Below are 20,806 nucleotides of genomic sequence, written 5' to 3'. Positions count from 1 at the left end.
CCTAACCGAGGTCCGAGCGGGAAGCGCGCAGCAGCCGCATCTGCAGGGCTGTCAGCAGACCCAGAAGAACAACGAGGACCATCGCCACAGCAGCGGCGTAACCCATATGGAAGTACGTGAAAGCCTGCTGGTAGATGTAGTAGTAAATGACGCGGGTCTCGGGGATCGGCGCCTTCCCCCCATACGCGACTGCGACGGTGTCGAAGATCTGGAACGAGCCGATCAGGGACACCACCAGCACGAGCGCCAGGATCGGGCGCAGCAGCGGCAGCGTGATCGACCGGAACATCCGCGCCTCCCCCGCCCCGTCGATCGCGGCGCTCTCGTACAGGTGCTGCGGAATCTGGAGCATCCCCGCATACAGCAGCAGGGCCGTGTACCCGGTGTAAGCCCAGCTGTTCACCAGCGCCACCAACGGCATCGCCCACGTCGGCGAGTTGAACGACAACGTCGTGTCGATCCCGACCCCACCAAGAACGTGGTTGACGAACCCGAGATCCGGATCCAGCAACCACGCCCACAACAGCCCCACCGTCACGTTCGGCACCAACCACGGCACCAACAACGCCGCCCGCAGCACGACCGACCGGGTAAGCCGGTGCATCAACGCGGCAAGCCCCAGCGCCAACACCGTCTGCGACGCGATGTTGACGACCACGTAGTAGGCGGTGACCTTGAGAGCGTTCCAGAACTGCGCGTCGTCGACGAGATGCCGGTAGTTGTCGGCCCCCACATACGCAGGCTCGTTGAGCAGGCTGTAGTCGGTGAGCGAGTACCAGACGCCCCGCACCGTCGGATACGCATAGAACACCACGAACCCGACGATCACCGGCAGAAGGAACAACCACCCGACCCGCCGATCGTCCCGTCCCCTGCGCCGACCTGCCGGCTTCACCCGCCGCCCAGCCCCGGCCTCAAGCCGCGTTCCAACCGCTTGCATCCGCGCCCTCCTCCTCGGGCTTCCCGACCACCCACCAGCCAATAATGATGCGGGCAAGCGAATATTTGTCAAGACCAAATCGTAAATACCCCCACCGTGCACCCCGCCCCGAACCACCCCCACCCTCCGAACACACCCCAGAAGGAACCGCCTACCCCTCGGAGCCGGCCAACGCGAAGACCCTCCCAACCCGAGCTCGTCCGAAGTAGCTCAACGTGCCGCAACCCCCGAACCGCCCGCCCGAGCCCTGACACCGGGAACATCGTTTCCGAGACCAACGTCAACGGCCGCATGCTCCGCTACTCCCACGACGCCGGGAACCAGCTGATCACGCCGGCCAACCGCGTGGACGAGGTGATCGAGTTCCAGCAGGACCTGCTCGGACGGGTGGTGGCGCAGCGTACGGCGGCCGGGACAAGCACCGACGCCTACGACCCAATGGCCGGATGATCCGCCCCACCAACGCCCACTCCGAGGCGGTGTTCGAACGCGCCCCATATTCGGCCGGGTCGTGGCCGAGACCTGCGACGGACGCACGGTGCGGACGGACTACGACCCCCTCGGCCGCCGGATGCGGCGCCGCACGCCGTCCGGCTGGGAGGCGGCGTGGGCCTACGATCCGTCCGGCCGCCTCACCGCTCTGGTGGCGGGGGGCCAACGGCTCGGCTTCGGCTATGACGCCCTGGGCAGGGAAACGCGGCGGCGGCTGGGCGACACCGTGGTGCTCGACCAGCAGTACGACGCCGCGGGACGGCTGACGTCCCAGGCCCTCTGGGGTGCACCGACCCCGCGGACCGGTCCCGACGCCAGGCCGCTCCAGCACCGCACGCACGCCTACCGAGAGGACGGAAGCCCGACCGCCGTCAACGATCGCCGGCGCGGGCAACGGCTGGCCCGGGTCGACGGACACCGCCGGATCACCTCCGTGCACAGCGCAGCCGGTGTGGAGCAGTACGGCTACGACCTCGCCGGCAACGTGACGGCGGCGACCTGGCCCGGCCCTGCGGCCCCTGAAGACACGGGCGCCGTGCAAGGCGGCCGTGTGTTCACCGGGACGCTGCTGCGGCGGGCGGGCAGGACGCAGTATCAGCATGACCAGCAGGGGCGCCTGGTCGTCCGGCGGCAGACCACATTGTCAGGAGGCCGCCGAGACTGGCGCTACTTCTGGGACCCCGAGGACCGGCTCGTCGCGCTCGTCACCCCGGACGGGACACATTGGCGCTACCGTTACGACGCGCTCGGCCGTCGCATCGCCAAGGAACGGGTCACCGCCGACGGGCAGACCATCGTGGAACGGACGTCGTTCACATGGGACGGTCCGGTACTCGTCGAGCAGCAACGCGACGACACAGTGACGACTTGGGCCCATGAGCCGGGAAGCCTCGTCCCCTTGCTGCAGGACGTCCACTCGTCTGACGGCACCGACGCGCACTTTCACGCCATCGTCGCCGACCTCGTCGGCGCGCCCGCCGAACTCGTGACGCCCGGCGGCGACGTCGTCTCCGCCGACGGCAGTTCGATCTGGGGCGCGGACACCGCTCGGGGAGCGGGCACCGGATCGCCCAGAGGAGCCGGCGCCGACGTGCCATGCCCGCTGCGCTTCCCAGGTCAGTACTACGACGACGAATCCGGGTTCCATTACAACTATCACCGCTACTACGACCCGGAGACGGCTCGCTACATCAGCGCCGATCCCATCGGCCTGGCGGGAGGTCCCAACCCGCACGCCTACGTGCCCAACCCCTGGCGATGGGCCGATCCCTTCGGGCTCGCCCCCGACTACAGCGGGCTGAGCCAGGAGGCGAAACAGGCGATGAACAAGCTGGAGAACGTCGCCGACGATCCGCTCGGCAAGATCAACCGACAGACCGACCACAACCACTTCAAGGCCGCGAGACTCGAGTCCCAGGGTGTGGTGGTGGCGCGCAAACCGGTCACGAACGTTCCGTACAGCCACATCCACGACCTCCAGCAGGCCCGCAACGCGCTGCAGAACAACATCATCCCCGCACTGGATCGGGAGATCTCCCGACTCGAACGCAGGCTGCCCGACGACCTCACCCACGAGGCGCTCACCAACCTGTTCGACCAGCACGAACGTGCCAACAAGCTGTTCCACAACGTCAACGGCTTCCTGCACGGCATCGGCTACCCGCCGAGTGCGCCCATGCACCACTGGCCGCCCGGCGCGTAGGAGAATCGGCGAATGCTGTCCATCAACGCGGCCGCGACGGTGTGGCGCATGGAGCGCTGGGCCGAGCCCCTCATGGCCGCGCGGTTGGAGGAGGCGCTCGAGGAGGCGCTGACCGGTGGCGACTGGGCGGCGGCCCTGGGCGAGCGGCCGCCGTTCGAGCTGGAGACCGACCTCGGCGGTGCGCCGCTGGCCGGCCGCGACCTCGCCGGTATCGACCTGACCAGGGCCGTTCTGGACTTCGCCGACCTGTCCGGAGCCGACCTCACCGGGGCGGTACTGCTCGACGTCAGCGCACGCCACACCGACCTGTCCGGAGCCGTGCTCGTCGACGCCGACCTGTCGGCGAGCCGGCTGTCCGAGGCGCGCCTTACGGCATGCCGCGCGTCGGGGGTGCGTGCCGTCCGCACGACCGTCCTCACCTGCGACCTCAGCGGCGCCGACCTGACCGGCGCGGATCTCACCGGCGGTATCTGGACCGGCAACCTCACCGATCCGGCCGCTCTCGACGCGGCCGTCACCATCGGCATGCACAACAGCCACTCCGCGACGGCCTGGCAGGCGACCTCACCTCGGCATGGCGAGGCGCTGTCGGCACTGGCACGCGAACGCGACGCCGCCCGCGCCCGCTGGGCCGACCCCGAGCAGGCCGCCAACCTCGAGGACGTCATCCGCGCCGCCAAACGGGGCGACGACTGGACCGACGCCCGCTATCCCGCCAGCGACGGAAACTACACCGACCTGCAGGGCGCCCCGCTGGCCGGGCGTGACCTGCGCGGCGTGGATCTGTTCGGCGCCGAACTCGACCACGCCGACCTGTCCGGAGCCGATCTCACCGGCGCCCGGCTCAACAAGATCACCACGGTCGGCGCCGACTTCACCGGCGCCCTCCTGACGGAGGCCGACCTTCACTGGGCCGTGTTGTCCCGCGGTGATTTCACCCGCGCCCGGTTCCGCGATGCCACCGTCCATCACGTTCTCTTCGTCAACGCCGTCCTCGACGGCGCCGACTTCACCGCCGCCAGCATCACCGACACCACCATGCACGGCGCATCCCGAGCCGGAATCCTCCTCGACCACGCCACCACCGACGGCCTCCGACACTGACACGAGAGGCTTGTAACCTGACCCACAAGCTTTGCACCCGCCGGCCCACACACCGGCGGAGCACGGTCCCACCCGCAGGAAGGCCCTACACCGCGGCACGCAACGTACTGCCGCACCACCTACGATGAGCATCGCCTTCACCGGCTTATACCGACCGCTGCGGTCCCTCACCCGGTCGAGACGGTCTGTGTTAGCACCGGCAGGCCGGATTCCGGAGTCGTCGCTGGCGCAGCCAGGCGGCGCGGGAGGCCCCCATCGCGATCACGCCGTCCTGATGCCGCACTGGATCCGCCCGAACCATCAGCACGCCGCGCTCGCTCCTCCCCTCCGTGCAACGGTGACAGCCTCTATCAGTCCCGGAAGAGAAGCGCTCATTGCGCGTAAGCCGACGCATTTCGTGAACCATGTTTCGCGGTCCGACCCCGGGCCGGATAAACGCACCGATCCAGTTTAACAGTTTCTGTCGGGCGGCGTTTGAGCCTACGACTTCTTCATCCCGAACTTCAAATCCTGCCCATTTGGGGGTCATGCAGGTAAAGGCGATCCGCGTTAAAATCCCAGGTAGACGGCCTGTGGAGGTGTCAGCCATTCACGGACAAGGATGGCCCGTCCGCCACCGTCCACGGACAAATCACGGACGGATGATCATGGAGGATCGTGCCTTGGGATACGCGAAGAAGCGCAAGGGCAACAACGGAAAGTGCCGCTACACGGCCTGCTACGTCGACATCCGAGGTCGACTGCGGTCAGCCGGGACATACTCGAATAAAAAGGATGCCGACAAGGCATGGCAGCGAGCAGAGGTCGAAGTCTCCAGAGGCCGAACCGGCGACCCAGGCCGAGGAAGACAACGCTTCAAGGACTACGTCGAGGAGACCTGGCTCCCGAACCACCAGGTCGAGGCCACCACCCGTGAGGGCTACACGTACGCGATCTACAGGAACATCATGCCGACGTTCGGCTCGATGCGGATGATCGACATCCTCCCCGAGCACGTCCGCGCGTGGATCACGGCCCTCAAGAACCAGGGCATGAAGCCGGTGAGCATCCGCCACAACAAGATCATCCTCAGCGCCATCTTCACCACGGCGATGGACGACCAGGTCACCTTCATCCATCCTTGCCGCGGAGTGCGTACGCCCCCGGTAGTCCGCAAGCCCCTCGAGATCATCACCCCCGAGCAGTTCGACGACGTCTACCACGCACTCCCCGAGGGCGCCTTCCGGCTCCTCGCCGAAACCGAGATCGAGAGCGGCCTTCGCTGGGGCGAACTCAGCGAGCTGCGCGTGAAGGACCTCAACCTCAGGTCCCGCATCCTCACGGTCAGCCGCACCGTCGTCGAGCTGAACCCGAAGTTCCACCCGGAAGGCCGCCACTTCCTCGTCAAGGACTACCCGAAGGACAAGGAGTACCGCCGCTTCAAGCTCAGCACCCAGATCACCGAGAAGCTAGAGGAGCACATCAGGTCAGCGAACCTCACCCAAGACGACCTCCTCTTCCAGATGCCACCCCAGGACAAGCCCCGAGCCCGCATCACCGAGATCCCAGACCCAGCCACCCTCGGCCGCACGGAACCGAACGAGAAGGGCCGCACCTACAACCACGGCACCCTCAGCGGGTACACCGTCGGCCGCTGCCGCTGCGACTACTGCCGAGGCTGCTTCACCCTCTACCGAGCCGCCCGCCGCGCGAACGGCAAGGACAACCCGCGCCCCCGCCGCGTCCGCGAGACGGACGGCCACATCCCCAACGACTGGTTCCGCCGCAAGATCTGGTATCCCGCCCTGGCCGCCGCCAGCCTCAACTTCAGACCCACCATGCGCGACCTGCGCCACGCCCACGCCTCCTGGCTCCTTAACGGCGGCGCCGACCTCCAAGTGGTGAAGGAACGCCTAGGCCACGCCTCCATAGCCACAACCGAGCGCTACCTACACACCCTCCCCGCCGCAGACGAAACCGCCCTCGAAGCCCTAGCCAAAACCCGCAACCGCTCAACCTCCCCGGTAGTCAAACGTGATCGAGGAGGGCCGGATAACCCGGCCCTCCTCGATCACGAGTTCATGCGAACCCGGACGACCTCCATGGGCACGGTGCGTTTTCCAGGCTCGGCACCGCGCCGACCGGCGGAACGATCAAGACCACCGCTTCCCCGCCATCTGCGCGCTTGCCCAGTGGCTCAGGGGATCACATCGTCGGCTCTTTCAAGGTGGGTGGTGACAGTGGTTGGAGAGCGGTCTAGGAGGAAGGTGTCGATCGCGACGACGGCTGCGGCCTCAGGGACGGCATTTCGGGCGTCGGAGAGTGCCTTGGACAGGCGGGGGCCGGCGGCGTAGTCGGAGGCTTCAAGTGGGTGCTTGGGGATGACGGCAATCTGGTTGCCGCTGCCCCAGAGGCTGCTGTAGATCGCGACGGGTCCGGACGCGGTGGTCAGCGTCTCGTAACCGTCCTCGCTGGCCCAGGCGTTGAGCAGGCGGGCCTGCTTGTCGAGGTCGAGGGGCAGCGGTTGGCCCCGGAGGATGGTGAAGAGGTCGCGTGCCAGCTGCCAATCCAGGAGGGCGTGGGCCGACATGTTGGCGTAGTCGCGGAGGCATTCGTAGCAGGAGGCGGTGCACTCGGAGCTGTGGGTCGGCTCCGCGAGCTCGCCGAGGTAGGCGGAGACCGCGTCGAGGAAGGCGTTGAGCTCCTCGGTGCTGGAAGCCAGGTGGGTGCAGAAGCCTGCGCCATTGTCGAGTGTGTCGGCCATGAAGGCGTAGACCGGGACATCGCCGGCAGAGCCGTAGAGGCCGGAGACCAGTTCGCTCGGTTGGATATCGAGGTGAGGGCAGGCGGCTCGACGGAGCAGGGTCGCCAATGAAATCCATGCTGCGCGGCGGCCGTGGAGGGGCTCGGGCAGCCCTTGGGCCTGGAAGGCGGGCTCCAGGCTGAGGCGGAGCCCGTCGGCGGTGCTCTGCCCGGGAGCCGGGCCGAGCAGGAAGAGGTCGGTCTGCTGACTCGAGCCCAGGGCGACGGGCGGCAGCGGGGGCTCATTGCCGAGCCGGGACCTGAGATAGGGGTACTCGTCGACCAGTTCGCTGGCGATCAGTCCGCCCCAGCTGCTCCAGCTGAGTGACGGCTTCTGAAAGCTGTAGAGCCGTCCGCTGTTGTCATTGACGCTGTATTTGCGGCCCGGCCCAGAGCGGACCGTCATGTTCTCGGTCACCTTGTCCGTGAGCTGCTCGAGGTTGGCGGCTGCTCGGCTGACGGATGATCGAGAGGACCAGGTGAATGTCCCGTCGAAGTCTCTGGGTATTCCGGCGATGAAGCCTTCCGGCTCGGCCATGCTCACGACCTGGTAGTCGGGTCCGCCGCAAGCGGGGCAGGGGGCCGGTGTCGCGTCGGAGGCCTGCTCCTGCTCCTCCGCCTCCTCGTCGAGATGACCGCAGGATAGGCAGTAGCCAATGGTGCGCACGATGCCGAGGGGATCGCCGATGGGGGCGGCGTTGGACCCCGCCGGTATGAAAGAGCCGAGGCCGATCGCTGTGTGGACCCGCCCGTCGCGGACGGTTTCGGCGCCTGGGGCGAACTGGGAGACGGCGATGGACAAGGGGCGGTCGATGGCTCCATTCGGGGGCCAGGGGTAGGATTTTTCGGGTTTCTGCGTGTACAGGTTCCGGACTCGGGTCGGGAAGCCGAACATCGGCAGGACCCCCGCTTCGGCGAGTCGCTGGCTCAGGTCCGGGTGGGCGGTCTTGGCGGCGGCATGCTGGTCGATGGCGGGGAGCAGAACGTTCAGAATGTGGCTGACGGGCTCGACTGCCCTGACAGCCTTGCCTGCTGCAAGCTTCAGTGCGTTGGCGGCGGCGGTGATCTTGTCCTGGTTGGCGATGACCCACTTCTCGATGTGCGGTCTGATGACCGGCCAGTCCTTGGCCAGTCCGAACTGGCCGTGGACATTGGCCGTGGACGCCAGTTCGCTGTCGGCCATGGCAGGTCCGTTGGCCGCGAATGCGCTGCGGAGCACTTCTGCCGCCAGGACCCGCTGGAAGACCGCAACCATGTCCATCGCGAGATATGGCTTCGGCGTGGGCTCGTTCGTGACCAGCTCAGGCCTGGCGAAGTAGTAGTCGTCGTGGCTGCGGCCGCGGCACACAGTGAGTGCGACTGCGATCGGTGATCCGCGCCGTCCCGCCCGGCCTACCCGCTGCTGGTAGTTGAAGCGCGTCGGTGGCATGTTGGCCATGTTGACGGCCGTGAGCGCGCCGATATCCACGCCTGCTTCCATCGTGGTCGTCACCGACAGCAGGTCGACGGCATCGGCTAGTTCGACCTCCGAGTCGTCCAGGAAGACCTCCTGGAAGCGCGCCTGTCGCGACTGGGCGTCGATACGGTCAGTCTGGCCCGTGAGTTCCGCGGTGTGGAGGCGGAAGGGCTCGGTATCGCGGGACGCCTGCCAAGCGTAGTAATCGGCTTCAGCGTCTGCTGCCTCAAAACGCTCGGGCTCGGCTGGGAGCGCGGTGTAGCACTTGGTGCAGGTGAGAGTTCCAGGGTGCAGGTGGAGCCGCTGGCAGTTGCCGCACGTCCAGGACTTGCTCTCGGCGGGCCGCAGGCCCACTGCGTCCGGCTTGATAAGCCACTCTGTGAGGGTGCCCCGCAAAGCCGCCGTGGCGCGGTCTGCTACAAGGTCGGCGTCCATACCGTGCTGCTCGCCGACCTTGGCCCAGAAATCGCGGACTTTCTTTGGCGGCTCTGCTTGCCCACTGCGCAGTCCGGGGAAGCGCCGCGCATGGCCTAGGACCCGCAGGGTCGCCCGGGCTAGTGCTGTATCCGAGGTGGGCGGGACTTCCGGCCCCAGGTTGTCACCGACGGGAGCAAGCCACCCGAGGCCAAGCGACTCGAAGTCGCGGCCGGCACCGGAGAAGAGCCCGGAGAGTGTCTCCTCCCGGAGCTTCCCATCAATCTTCTCGCGGAGGGTCTCCTGATCGTTGTCCAGATCGAGAACAGATTTCCGCTGCGGGGTCTTTGCGGTCCAGTTGTAGAGGGATGTCCACGGCTTCTCCTCGGTACGGGCCGCGTTGCCTCGCTGCTTCTCCGTCTTGCAGAGGCTTGCTGCGGGTCCGCCAGGGTTGACGCCCATAGCGAGGAGCTTGCCTTCGAGTTCGCTGATATAGGCCTGTAGGGATGGAAGCGCCAGGATCTGTGCGACCAGCTCTTGTTCCCTGTGCACTTGCTCTGAGTCGGGCTCGTCGGTCTCCGCCATGTCAATCCAGAGCATGGAAAGCTCGTTGACGGTGTTCCTCAATCCCTGGGCTTCCAAGCGCTGCTTCGCGGCCTTGACCTCGTCCTTGCTCCAGTCGGAGGTGGTGTAGCGCTTCCTGAGGACGTCCAGGTCGGCAGCCGTGTCACCGCGTTCTGCTACGAGGCGGAAGAGCAGAAACCTGATGAGGTCCTGGTAGTGGCGCAGCCCGAGGCCGCTGGCTAGCTTCGCAGCGTCAGCCCGGCTGTCGGAGAACACCACGAGCTTGCGTTGCTCCGAGGGGAGCCTGGTCAGGAGCTCGTCTGTGAGGACCTGGTTGAACTTTTCAAAACCGGTGCGCATCGTTCGGATGGCGGGGCGGAGCCGCGAGGAGTCTGTCAACGGTATGGAGCGGTTGCCCTTCCCCCGCGAAATCTCAACGTCGTCGCCGCACGCGATGCATCGGGATGGGAAGGCCGGCAACTTGGAAATGAGCCCCGCTGGCGTCTTATTGTTCGCACTGACGTGGAACGACCAGCCGGTGTATCCATCGCGGTTGTTCTCGAGGCGTCCGGTCTGCGGGCTGTAGATGCTCCGCCGCCAGGAGCATGTAACACTGATGCCGGCGGCGGTCGGATCCCAGCTCGTCTTGCTGAGCTCGGGCTTCTTGTCGCTGTGGGGCCAGTAGACGACATAGTTCGCTGCACTGGGCCCTTCGCCGCCTCGATCAGGGAGCCGGTCGAGTTCTGAGTGGTCGGCGAGAAGACCCGCGTCAAAGCGGTCCGGCGCCTCGGCTGTCTCCGGGAAGTAACCACCAAGGAACGCATCGCCGCAAGTCTGGCAGTAGAGCAGTTCGAGGACGCGGGCGTTGCAGTAGGAGCAGCGGGTGGCTGGTTCAGAGAAGAGTCGGCCGATGCGTCGTTCGGGTGAGCGGTCTGCGACGCCGGAGCACTCAGGGCTGGAGCAGGCCCAGACACCGGTGATGTTGCGGAAGAACAGGTGCACCCGCAGCTTCACCATGTCTGGATCAGTCGACCAGCGAAGCGCGGAAAGCAGCCCCTGGAGTGCTGCCTCCTTGTCGTCTGCCTCCGGGAAGAGGACGGATGCGATCTCGTCGTCACTCTTAGCGCTTGGGCGTCCGTCCTCAACAGTAAGACAGTTGACCAGGGCGTCTGCTGCATTCGACTCCATGAGGACGGAATCTGCGGCTTCGGCAGCCGGGTCATGTGGAAGCTCAGCGAATCGCCGGGCGTAGGGTGTCAGGTCCAGTGCTCCCGAGGCGGGCTTAAGCGTCTCACCCGGCAGGATTGCGAACCGGTCGCTGTCCACGCCGAAGAACTGCCCGAGGAAAGCACGGTCCCGGTGCTCCTCCAATGATGCCGACGCGGCTAGGATGCGCAGCCGGTCCGGCCGTGTATCGAGGCCGAGGCGGTGGCGGAGCGCTCGGATCAAATATGCGATCTCCGTGCCCGCGGTGCCGCGGTACATATGGAGCTCGTCGATGATCAGTGTGAACTTGACGTCTGGGTTTTCATTCAGCCATGTACGGGTGGGGTCGAACATGCGGCTCTCGCGCGGCCGGAGCAGCATGACGTTAAGCATCGAGTAGTTGGTGACAAGAATGTCGGGCGGGCTCAGGAGCATGTCCCAGCGCGAGCGCATCTCTGCGCCGTCGAGCCGCGGCACGAAGAAGGCTGCCTTGCCGTCGTCCCCGTTGACCCTCGCCCTGTTGCTGCGGGCCTCCGTCGCAGCGAGGTAGCGCCGGAGGTTCTTGAGAGGTTGGCTGCTGCGCGTCCTCCCCTCCGGAGGGTTGCCCGGAACGGGGGTGGCACCGGTGTAGCGGCCGAAGTAGAAGCGGTGGCCATTCCTGTACTTCGAGAACCAGGCCCGCGCGGCGTCACTGTCGAGCGCCCGCCGCATCCGCATCATCTGGTCGTCGACGAGCGCGTTCATCGGGTACAGGACAAGGGCGCGGATAGCAGCCGGACGTCCATGCTCACCGTGCCGCTGGGCTTGGAACTCGCCGTTGTAGGCGCTCCACCAGCGGTCCTGGTGCCGAGCAGGGGCTCCGTCCCATGATGCGGACTCTTGCACCAGGGAGGCCAGGACGGGGAGCATGAACGACTCTGTCTTGCCAGAGCCCGTTCCTGCGGTGATGACCACGTCCTTGTCGGCGCCGATCGCGGCGGTCAGGGCATCGTGCTGGTGCTTGTACAGCTCCTTGACATCGCGCACTAGGCCGGCTGAGGCGAGTTCGGCGAACTCCGCGGGCGCGCCTGCCTGCCGCACCGACGCAGCCACCGGGACACCGCTGGATACGTACCGCGGGCGGACCTCGAGGAGCGGGCGCCGCCAAGCGCCGCCGTCTCGGTCCAAGAGGGCTCGCCTTTCGCTCTGGAGCGACGGGTCGGCGAGGCCGAAGGGCGTGTCGTAGTAGCGGAAGAGCGCGTCCTTCAGTGCGTCGAAGGCACCGAGGCCATCGAATGTCCGGATCTCGGTTTCCTCAGCCACCGCGCTTACCCCCTGATAGTACGTCCAGTAGTCCCAGTTTCTGCTGCAAGCTCTCGGCAATCGCTGCCGCCAGCGCATAAGGCACATTGAAGTAGACGGCGGTCTCGGCAGTCTCGGAGAACCACGGAGCGGTACCGCTACTGAGCACTGCAGCCCGTGCATGCAGCGGCGGGAGCGGAGCGCCCCAGTCGACGATTAGGCGCCCGATCGAGCTTCGCTCGCCATTGGACTCCGCGCGCCACCGCAGCGTGTCGCCGGGATCGGTGAAGCGGGAAGCCCTGTGCAGGTAGATGGCTTCCTCGTGCGAGGTCTTATACCAGTTGCCGTCCAGTCGGAGCTGCACGACCTCCCTGCGATCCGATGTCCTGAAGCGGTAGATGCCGTCCTCTCGGGCCGAGAGGACCTCTTCATAGCCGCCCATCTTGCTGCCGAACCGCTTGTTCTCGTTGTACCGCTTGAGAAGCGTCCCCAGAACCGGCTCCGGTGCCTCAGAACCTAGTGCCAGGCGGGGAAGGAAGGGTATGACTTGGAGGGCGAAGCACGGCACCCAGGCCGCATTCAGTGCAGCGGCCAGAGCCATCGCATCGGTGCCCGGATCGGTCATGAAGATGACGGAGTCTGGCGGTGGGATGTCACCTTTACCGCCGTGGTTGGCCGCCGAGTGGTACTCGAGGCCGAACTCGTCGGCAGCATCCTCGATGCGCTCCTCCATCGCCTGGTTCCGTGCGCCCGTCAGCATGAGCAGGCCGCCGGACATGGGGAGTGCAGTGAGTACCGCAGGGGCGACCGACCATTTCCCTGCCTGCCAATCGACGTCCAGATAGCCGAGCGCAGACGCGTCCCGTACCCAACGGCCGGGGGCGCCACCCGTAGCCGGTATGCCGTACCGGCGCGCAACCCACTCTGCTGCACTGAGCAGGGTGCTGAGCTCGCCGGCTCCGTTCTCGCTGGCCCAGTGGAGCAGCAGGTCTCCGACAGAGGTCATCGGGCAACCTCCGCAGCGAGCGAGACGTACTCCTGCCATACCGGGTCGGTTGAGCAGTCTCGCGCGTCCAGGATCGCGAGGGCCCATTCCTCCTTGTCTGGTGAGGCCAGGACCGCCTCGCGGTCGGGACGGCGCGGCGCAATAGGCGTGAGCCGGATTCGCTGCCACTCGATCAGCCACCCGGACCAGCCGCGCGGTGGGACGACGTCGGCGTAGTAGAAGTAGTCAGGAGCAAGTCCGAGCCGCTCGTATAGGTCCGGGAGCTCCGGTGCGCCTGGCTCGATCCCGCGCCCATCAAAGGAGATCAGGTAGCGATCGGACGAGTTTCTGAACGAGAGGAGCGGACGCGGCGTCGGCTCCGCGCCCTCCGGCAGCAGCGCCCCCCGGATGGCGCGGTCTTCGAGACGGACCGTTCCCGCGCGGCTCTCGGCTCGCTCCCCGGCGGGGAACGCTACAGTCCCAGTGCCGGTGACCTCGCCCTCCGCAAGGACTTCCACCAACTCGAACGACAGCGAGAAGCCGTCAACCATGAGGCGGTGCCGTCCCACTCCTGACGCCGCTTTGTGCGTCAGTGGGATCGGAAAGCCCCCTGTCGACACCGCCGCCGCCTGCCCGTCGCCGAATTCGAGGCTCACCAAGCGCTGGTTCTGTGCCTGCATATCGACAAGCAGGTCCGGCTGCCCGCCAGCAAGGTAAAGGTTCTGTGCAAGCCCTTGCCTCAGCTTCAGCCCTCCGACGAGCCGTGGCTTGGCGACGCTCTGGACCCTGGCTGTCCGGAGCGAGGACTGCTCCCTGGCCGAAGCCTTGGTGAACTTCGACTCCTCGTGGAATGAGACACGGGGGAACAGGCTCCAACCCAGAGCAAATGTAGCCTCGGTGTGCTTGGGCTCCGCGACGCCGGCCTCGCGGAGATCGCTGGTCACCTCGGAGACGGCCCGGTCCCTGACGAGCACCATGTGCTGCTTGAACGCCTCCGGATTGTCCCGGCTCACCCAGCCCAGGTCCGGGTCCTGACGGAAAAAGACGATGTCAGACGGCTGGTAGACAAAAGTGATCTCAGCGCCGCTCGATGTCCGCCCCTCGAGGGCTGCGCCGGACACGAGCTGCGACGGATGGAAGGGGAGCCCGTCCAGCCCCTCGTAGAAGCGGCCAGGGTCGCGGTCGAACTTATACTCCTCACCCTCCGAGCCGATCACCGTACCGCTGTTGATGCCGTCGACGGCCTCGGCGGCCCAACCGGGACGGGCGCTGCGTCTATCCATTCTGAGGCGGACCCGCAGCTTGATGGCGCGCCTCCCGCTAGAGGCGTCCCGCACCACGCCGTCCCACATGCGGGCGCAGTCCAGCACGAGCTGGTTCACGAATTCCGTGAGATCGGGATGCGCGTAGGCGTCAGTGAACGTAGAAGAGAACGCTCTGGGGTGCTGACGGAGCCAGATTCCGAGGGCCCGCTCCAGATACTCGGGGCTGATGTCCTCGCCTGGAGTCAGCCGCGCGTCGCGGAAGAACTGGCTCAGGGCCCGCCGGTCGTGCGTTTTCAGGACTGCTTGGGAGATCGGGTACCCAATCCTTGTCAGCTTCTTGTGGCCCTTGATCGTGCTGACGCCGAACTTGCCCTCCTGGCTGTCGAGCCAGTGGTCGAGGTCAACCCAAAGATCAGCGATCTGCTGGGAGCTCTGGCGGAGGATCAAGTGCTTCTCAGCGTGTCCCTTGCCGAAGAGGTACCTGGCGAGCGGTACGTAGAAGTTCGTCACTCTGATGCTGCCGTCCGAGGCCATCATCGATGCCGCTACGACGGACGCGGCAAGCAGAGGCAGGGACGGTGGCGGATACTCCGGCCGGTGGAGCTGCTCGCACCACGCGCTGACTCGGCCGAATACCTGCGAGCGCGAAGCCATATTGAGAACGCTGCGCACTGCCTCGGAGAGGGGCACACCCAGCTGGTACTTCTTTGCGAGCTCCTCAGCCGTGTCTTGGTCCACCCAGAAAATAACCGGTGTGCCCGCCGGAGCCCTCTTGAAGAACTCCTCGGCGAGCGCTTCATTCCAAGCCGCGTACGCGGCCGAAGGTGGAAGCGCAGCCATCGGCGGCTCCTTGAATTATGTAGTGCTAGAGACCTTTGAGAATCTTCTAGAATGCGTTGCCGCGAGAGGGGGAAAGGCCCTGAGGGGAAACATCGATTGCCGAGGTAGATATATCGAGCTATACCTTTAGGGCAGAGAGCTTTTTAAAATAATCAGGGGTATATTCCGCAGCCGTCTTCGACTAATGCAGGCTCGGGCATAGGCAGGTCTCTTTCACCTTAACAAGGCGGGCGACGAGAAGCTGGGCCATAATTAATTGCCGCCAGCCTCTGCGGGAATCCGCGCGTTCCTTCGGGCGCTCACGACCTTGTCCCGTCTCTTTCAGCGGACGAGACGGTTCGGTGAGGCCTATCGCGCTCCCCGAGCGGAGCTGGGGGGCCGGGGCTCCCAAGTTGGTCAGCGCGGTCCAACCCAACACCTGGCTGACAACGTCCATGAGCAGGTAGTGAGTGCGCTGCGCAGTCCGCGCTGTAGCCGGATTAACCCGCATGAGCTGGTCCCCTTCCCGTCAGTCTGTAGACGCCCCGTGGTTGACGGTGGTTTACAAGTTGGCAAGGTCTCGTGCAGGTCGGCTCCGACAAGGTGCCTGCCTATCGTTGCCTGCGAGGAGGCAGCTCTGCATCAGGGACGGTGCGAACACGGAGGTGGAGCCCCAAACAGTGAGAACTAGCCGGGGACGGCGATGTCTCGGAGTCGCTTCCCTCGCAGGAGGGTGTGTAGCGTTTCTACGACCTCGGTCACCGTGTCAGTCATGGCCGCCTTCGCCTTGGTCGCACGGCCGCCTTCAGGTCTCGTCCCGCATTTGGATTGCGCTGGGTACTGAGGTCGCTGGGGCCCGGGTGAGAAGATTCTTCGCCATTCGGTAGTGATACAGATGGTCGGACGATGCCATGGGTCGCTTCGTGCCCTCCCCTTTAGTTCGTCAAGCTGCCATGTCAGTTCCGGCATCTACGGCGCTTGATGGTCGGCGGCGCGCGTTAGTTGGCAACGTGGTTGAAGAGCATGGCCAGGGACTTCTTCAGTTCTTCCTTCCCCGCCCCTTCTTCGGCTAGTGCCTTCATGCAGGCGCATTTTCCAAGGTCTCGGCCCAGCGATGCACACAGGAAGACGCCCAAGATGCGGAGCGAGTGCGCGAGTTCGGTCAGCATGTCCGACCACGGCAGGCTGATCTTGTCCGTGAGTGGTAAGAGGAGGATGCGGATCGGCGCGGGTATTCGCAGAGCCTCCACGCATGTGTCGATTGCTTGCTCGACGGCTTCCTTCGATCGTGCGTTGATCTTCTCTAGTTCGTGGGCGAGACTCGCAAGCGGTCTGCAGTTGCCTGCCGACCAATTGCTGATGGCGTCGGTCCAGATCCGGTCGCCGACCTTCTCTGTGAATCGCCGGGCAACTGAGGCCTGCCAAGTCTCGTTGCAGATTTCCTCGCCGATGATTCTCAGGTCGTCCGCGGTTAGGGCGAGCGAGACTCTGTCCGCTAGCTGGGGGGTGCGCTCTTGGCCCTCGCGGTCGGCGCTCTGGTGCTTACGGGATCGTCTGCGCTTCCGTCCTGCTCTCTCTCTGCTTGGTCCATTGACATGTTGCCAGCAGTAGTCCGGAAGCTTGGCAACCATGCGCCGACAGGGACCAGGACGCCGCGTCGGACAGGTACACATATGGGACATACGGTCACGATCGTGTCCTTGGTTTGCGGCATCAACGGACCGGACAGTGACACTGACCCACTGTCCGCCTCTGGTCAGGACTGCAGTGCCTACGCAGGTTGCCGGTTGACGCCGGCGCCCTCGCGCTCAGCGACCCACGCCGCCACCTCCAGCCTGGGCATTTACAGCCCGACCGCATACGAGAGGGACACGCCCCCCAACACGCTCACGCTGCTGCGTGAGCACAAGCCCCGACCTGCCCATAGAACCGGGGCAACATCAGACTCCTTTCCGAGAAGGCGGCGAGCGACTCACCCGGATGATTGCGCTCCCAATAGAGCGCCAGCGCAACGTCGAACGCCGACCAGCTCCACGCCAGACGTCCCAGTGCGGTCCGGACGCGCAACAGCAGCGACTCGGAGCTGGACCGTCCCCGTCCCCCTTAGCAACCACTTCGCAGGCAGTCCATATCGATCCAGTGCGCCCACACCGACGCACCCCAGCCCCCACCACCGCCGGGGCCCAGCACGTTAACCCCGAACCCCGCAACCCCAGCGCCACGCCGTCCTGGTCCAGGCGCAAAGATCAGCGCCTTTGCCTACTACGGAGCGTAAACAGCGCCAGTAATGCGCAAGCAGTGCATCGGTGCAGCATCCGCACCGGCAGAGCAGCACTACCTCACGACCACCATGCAAGAGAGGCGAAGCCATGACCGATCACAGCCCCCAAGCGGGCTACAAGGGCACATCCACATGACCGACCACAGGCAGGCTCCCGCTACCGCTCGTAACGACGGCCAAACGGCCGACCTCGCCAGGAGCCTCTACGAACACGTCCGCCAGCTCAACCACGCCACGGCCGGCCCTCCGAGCCTCACCCTCCCCGGCACCGCGTACACCATCCTCGGCAACCTCAGCGCAGCCACCTACGGCCTCGATCAGGTCCTCGACCAGATCAACCGCTTCTTCCTCCGGGAGTTGCAAGCCGACCGTCTCGCCCACGACCAGCCCGAAGACCTCGCCGACGTCCTGAGCCACCACGGGCAAAGCTTTAGCCGAAGCCAGGCAGCACGCCCGAGCCCTCTGCACGGCCCTCAGCGACGCCCAAGCGACCATCAACGCATTCCAAGGACGCGAAGCACCCCAAACCATCGAGGGCAGAACCCCCGTGGACGACGCCGACGTAGCGGCGGCGGCGAACGACTCTCCCAGACCGATCATCGATCCGACGCTCCTCGCACCACCTCCCACCGGCGTACGGGACCACTTCACCCACAGTCACCGCCCGAACACTCCGGAGCCATGAGCATGGAGCCGATGACCCACGAGGAGCTCGCCGCGCTCCGCCACCACGACGACCATCGAGACCGCCGCCCGAGCCCTCAGCCTTGGCCGAACGCGCGCCTACCAACTAGCCCGCGAGAACCGTTTCCCCTGCAAGGCCATCCGCATAGGCACCACCTACCGAGTAGTCACCGCCGACCTCCTGCGCCTCATGTCCAGCAACGACAACCCCTAACGCGACGCCCCTCTGCAGCACACTCGGCGTTCGACGTGCTTCGAGACTCCCCTAAAGAAGCGCCGATCCGCAGGCAGTGAGTAGCCGAGAAGCACAGTGGGCGCCTCGTCGGCAGGCGCCGGGGCGGATCGCTGTCAGTTCGCGATAGGCGGACCACCGATTCCTGCACCAGCCCGAACACGAAAGGCTGCCTGCCGAGCCGCAGACGAAGCCTGGGTAAACTCTCCGGTCTCCGGAGCTGAGACTCTTGGACTGACTGTCCGGGCCTGCAGCCTGCGGAGGCCGGTGCCCGCTGCGCCTGCGTTTCAGCTGATCTTGGTGCGGTGCTCGGCGAAGAGCTGGTGTCGCTGGTGGTCGTCCTGGCCGATAAATGCCTTGAATTCTCCCAAGAGGAAAGCTACTTCGCCTGTTGAACGCTGTTTTTCTATCAGCTCGAAATCGTGGCTGAGATGAGCAAGCCGACGCTCCACCTCCGGTTGCTCCAGCGGAGTTCCATCAGCCTCTAGCTTGGCGACCAACTGCTCCACAGTCATGGGCCGCTTCCGGCTGCGCAAGATTTTGTACACGGGGTCGAGGGTGACCTTTGAGCTCTCGACGAGGGAGCGCTCCTCGGCTGTCTTCAGGAGAGCTCTCTTGATGGCCTCGCCGAGCGCCTTGGCGACAGGCGGGGGAAACGCGTTGCCGATCTGTCGGTATTTGGAAGTCTTGCCTCCGAGGAATTTCCAATCGGCGAACTCTTTACCGTGCCAGCCTTGGATCCGGGCAACCATTTCAACGGTGAGCATCGGGTGTTCAGCGCCCTTGACTCTGGGGTTGGTCGGCCCAGGTGGGTCGTCGGCTACGCCCTTGGCGTCAACGCCCATTGCCGCCCAAGCTGCTTTGGCGCGCGTCGGACCGAGGTCGGCGCCCCCGTGCTTTTTGGAGCCGCCTACAATGGTCGGTGCGATGTCATCTGCCTGCTTGACCCAGCTTTCGAGCTGCTCTGCGGTCCAAGTGCCCTGAGCCATCAAGTCGCGAAGCAGCTCTCCTACTGGCGTAGGGCGCTCGACTTGCGGCTTCGGCCAGTGGAAATACTTGGCATACTCAGGACGAAGCGCCACGAGAACGAAACGGGGACGTAGCTGGGAGACACCGAACTGGTCGGCCTGAAGCAATCTCCACTCGGCGACGTAACCGAGTTCGTGAAGTCGGTCGAGGACGTGCTTCCGATACGCGGTGAAGCGGTTCCCGCTCAGGCCTTTGACGTTTTCAAGGAGGAGGGCTTTCGGTTTAATGCGGCCGCACTGCTCGACCGCCCAGGCGAACAGGTCGCGCTCGTCGCTGGCGCCCAACTGCTTGCCTGCGATGCTGAATGGAGGGCAGGGAACGCCTCCGGCTAGCAGGTCTATGTTTTCGTACTCCTTTAGGTCCCAGTCTTCGCTTCGATCGGACTCCTCGCCGCGGTCAGAGTCCTCACTGGGCTTCTTCCAAGTCTTCGGATCCGCTACGTCGCCTACGCGAACTGTGTCCTTAGCCTCTTTTTGGTCGTATGCCAACACGTGGACGAGGTTGTGGCGAAGTGTGCGGGCAGCGTTCTCGTCCAGTTCGATTGCTAGGCGGTGGCGGAAACCGGCGCGTTCAAGGCCGAGTGTCTGACCACCTGCACCTGCGCAGATCTCTACGACCTCGAGCGGCTTGCCCTCGGCAGCTCCGGACAAGTTGTTCTCCCTCCAAGCACCGTGGGGACCTGTGTTCGGCTTGCACTCCGCCCATGCGTCAGAGCCTGTCGCAGCCCGGGAAGACTGAAGCGGTTCGTCGTCCCACGCGCCTAGCGTGCGTCTGATGAGACCACGAGCTTACGGTTGGCCCGACCAGCCGTCGACTTCCGCCGCGCTCCTAGCGGAGTTCGGCCTCCAGCTCAGTAAGGACCTCAGCGCGGGCGTCCGCCGGCAGTCGCCGGTAGGCCGACCAGACCCGGTCCACGGGGGTGGAGACGCGGCGATTGCGCTGGATCCAGCGTGCAAGCCTTCGCCGCTCCGTCGGGTCGAGGATGCGGATGTCGGCCACGATCTCGTCGGCCCTGGCCGCAGCGTCGGAGGAGCCAGCCCGGCAGCGCTTGCATTCAGTGACGAGGAGCACCTCCTGGCGGCCGTCGGGCAGCACGGTGGTGCGTCGGGTTGCCGACAGCACCGCTGTCCTGTTGGGGTCATCCGGGTACTCCTCGCCGCCGGCGATGCCGCAAACGGTGCACAGGAAGTCGTCACGCTCGAAGGTCGCCCTGATCTCCTTGGCGGACGGACTGTTCCGGGGACTCGCGGCACGTCGCTCTTTCGGGTCCCAGACGGCTGCACCGATCTTGGCGAACCGCTGCTCCTCGGTAGTCAGGCTGGCGTCCTCAGTGTTGGCCAGGATGCTCCAGCCGTAGTCGCGGAGGTCGCGCACCCTGCGATCGATCTGCGAGACACCGGGGAAGGCTGCCCGGAGCTGCTCCTTGGTGAAGGTGTTGCCCTCCCCAACCTCCTGAACGAGCCAGAGGGCAGCCCGGACCATAGTGCCTGCTTTGAGTTCCGGGTCGTCCCAGGCGGGTGCGTTCACTCTGCCTCCCCCTAACCATCAAGCGCTGGGTGTCTGCGGGACCC

At 65.5% G+C, this 20,806-nt stretch carries 11 protein-coding genes and 1 pseudogene; 4 read left to right on the top strand and 8 right to left on the bottom strand.

The features are described 5' to 3' along the window. Position 1: 1 nt before the first annotated feature. Complete coding sequence (locus tag AB0C78_RS11450) at positions 2–829, bottom strand: sugar ABC transporter permease (RefSeq protein ID WP_360745347.1); 828 nt, start codon at positions 827–829, stop codon at positions 2–4. A 402-nt stretch (positions 830–1,231) separates the two neighbouring features. On the opposite strand from AB0C78_RS11450, the gene AB0C78_RS11445 reads away from it, so the two are divergent. From AB0C78_RS11445 to AB0C78_RS11430, 4 genes are all read left to right on the top strand, one after another. Beyond that, complete coding sequence (locus tag AB0C78_RS11445; protein WP_360745344.1) at positions 1,232–1,390, top strand: hypothetical protein; 159 nt, start codon at positions 1,232–1,234, stop codon at positions 1,388–1,390. A 61-nt stretch (positions 1,391–1,451) separates the two neighbouring features. Next, positions 1,452–3,134 carry an RHS repeat-associated core domain-containing protein gene (locus AB0C78_RS11440; protein ID WP_360745341.1) on the top strand — a complete coding sequence of 561 codons (1,683 nt, stop codon included), beginning with the start codon at positions 1,452–1,454 and terminating at the stop codon, positions 3,132–3,134. A 12-nt stretch (positions 3,135–3,146) separates the two neighbouring features. Continuing rightward, entirely contained in the window at positions 3,147–4,238 is a 1,092-nt protein-coding gene (locus AB0C78_RS11435) for a pentapeptide repeat-containing protein (RefSeq protein WP_360745338.1), read from the top strand. A gap of 641 nt (positions 4,239–4,879) precedes the next feature. After that, positions 4,880–6,571, top strand: coding sequence for a site-specific integrase (locus AB0C78_RS11430; protein ID WP_360745335.1), 1,692 nt, complete (start codon positions 4,880–4,882; stop codon positions 6,569–6,571). 1,832 nt (positions 6,572–8,403) lie between these two features. Here the strand turns inward: AB0C78_RS11430 and AB0C78_RS11425 are convergent. From AB0C78_RS11425 to AB0C78_RS11395, 7 genes and pseudogenes are all read right to left on the bottom strand, one after another. After that, positions 8,404–12,039: pseudogene (locus tag AB0C78_RS11425) on the bottom strand (DEAD/DEAH box helicase); the annotation flags it as partial. Continuing rightward, positions 11,954–12,946, bottom strand: a complete 993-nt coding sequence (locus AB0C78_RS11420) for a hypothetical protein (RefSeq protein WP_360745332.1) — start codon at positions 12,944–12,946, stop codon at positions 11,954–11,956. The pseudogene AB0C78_RS11425 and the gene AB0C78_RS11420, both read right to left, overlap by 86 nt. Further along, positions 12,943–15,030 (bottom strand): hypothetical protein, encoded by a 2,088-nt coding sequence (locus AB0C78_RS11415; RefSeq protein ID WP_360745329.1) that lies wholly within the window; start codon positions 15,028–15,030, stop codon positions 12,943–12,945. Before AB0C78_RS11415 ends, AB0C78_RS11420 begins: the two co-directional genes overlap by 4 nt. 977 nt (positions 15,031–16,007) lie before the next feature. Next, entirely contained in the window at positions 16,008–16,640 is a 633-nt protein-coding gene (locus tag AB0C78_RS11410; RefSeq protein WP_360745326.1) for a hypothetical protein, read from the bottom strand. Positions 16,641–17,404: 764 nt separating this feature from the next. Continuing rightward, entirely contained in the window at positions 17,405–17,890 is a 486-nt protein-coding gene (locus AB0C78_RS11405; RefSeq protein WP_360745323.1) for a hypothetical protein, read from the bottom strand. Positions 17,891–18,493: 603 nt separating this feature from the next. Further along, positions 18,494–19,885 (bottom strand): DNA (cytosine-5-)-methyltransferase, encoded by a 1,392-nt coding sequence (gene dcm / locus AB0C78_RS11400; protein WP_360745320.1) that lies wholly within the window; start codon positions 19,883–19,885, stop codon positions 18,494–18,496. A gap of 178 nt (positions 19,886–20,063) precedes the next feature. Further along, positions 20,064–20,762: a hypothetical protein gene (locus AB0C78_RS11395; protein WP_360745317.1), complete on the bottom strand. Its 699-nt coding sequence runs from the start codon at positions 20,760–20,762 to the stop codon at positions 20,064–20,066. Positions 20,763–20,806 lie beyond the last annotated feature (44 nt).

The organism is Actinomadura sp. NPDC048394 (genome assembly GCF_040651755.1).
GTDB lineage: Bacteria > Actinomycetota > Actinomycetes > Streptosporangiales > Streptosporangiaceae > Spirillospora > Spirillospora montaniterrae.
The sequence above is the reverse complement of the archived record's forward strand: the minus strand, read 5'-3'. Positions and strand labels throughout refer to the sequence as shown.

What these genes read in the sequence shown, in the direction of transcription:
- AB0C78_RS11445 (WP_360745344.1), top strand. Translation starts at nt 1,232, where the DNA reads ATGCTCCGCTACTCCCACGACGCCGGGAACCAGCTGATCACGCCGGCC.
- AB0C78_RS11435 (WP_360745338.1), top strand. Translation starts at nt 3,147, where the DNA reads ATGCTGTCCATCAACGCGGCCGCGACGGTGTGGCGCATGGAGCGCTGG.
- AB0C78_RS11430 (WP_360745335.1), top strand. Translation starts at nt 4,880, where the DNA reads ATGATCATGGAGGATCGTGCCTTGGGATACGCGAAGAAGCGCAAGGGC.
- AB0C78_RS11420 (WP_360745332.1), bottom strand. Translation starts at nt 12,946, where the DNA reads ATGACCTCTGTCGGAGACCTGCTGCTCCACTGGGCCAGCGAGAACGGA.
- AB0C78_RS11415 (WP_360745329.1), bottom strand. Translation starts at nt 15,030, where the DNA reads ATGGCTGCGCTTCCACCTTCGGCCGCGTACGCGGCTTGGAATGAAGCG.
- AB0C78_RS11410 (WP_360745326.1), bottom strand. Translation starts at nt 16,640, where the DNA reads ATGGTTGCCAAGCTTCCGGACTACTGCTGGCAACATGTCAATGGACCA.
- AB0C78_RS11405 (WP_360745323.1), bottom strand. Translation starts at nt 17,890, where the DNA reads ATGATCGGTCTGGGAGAGTCGTTCGCCGCCGCCGCTACGTCGGCGTCG.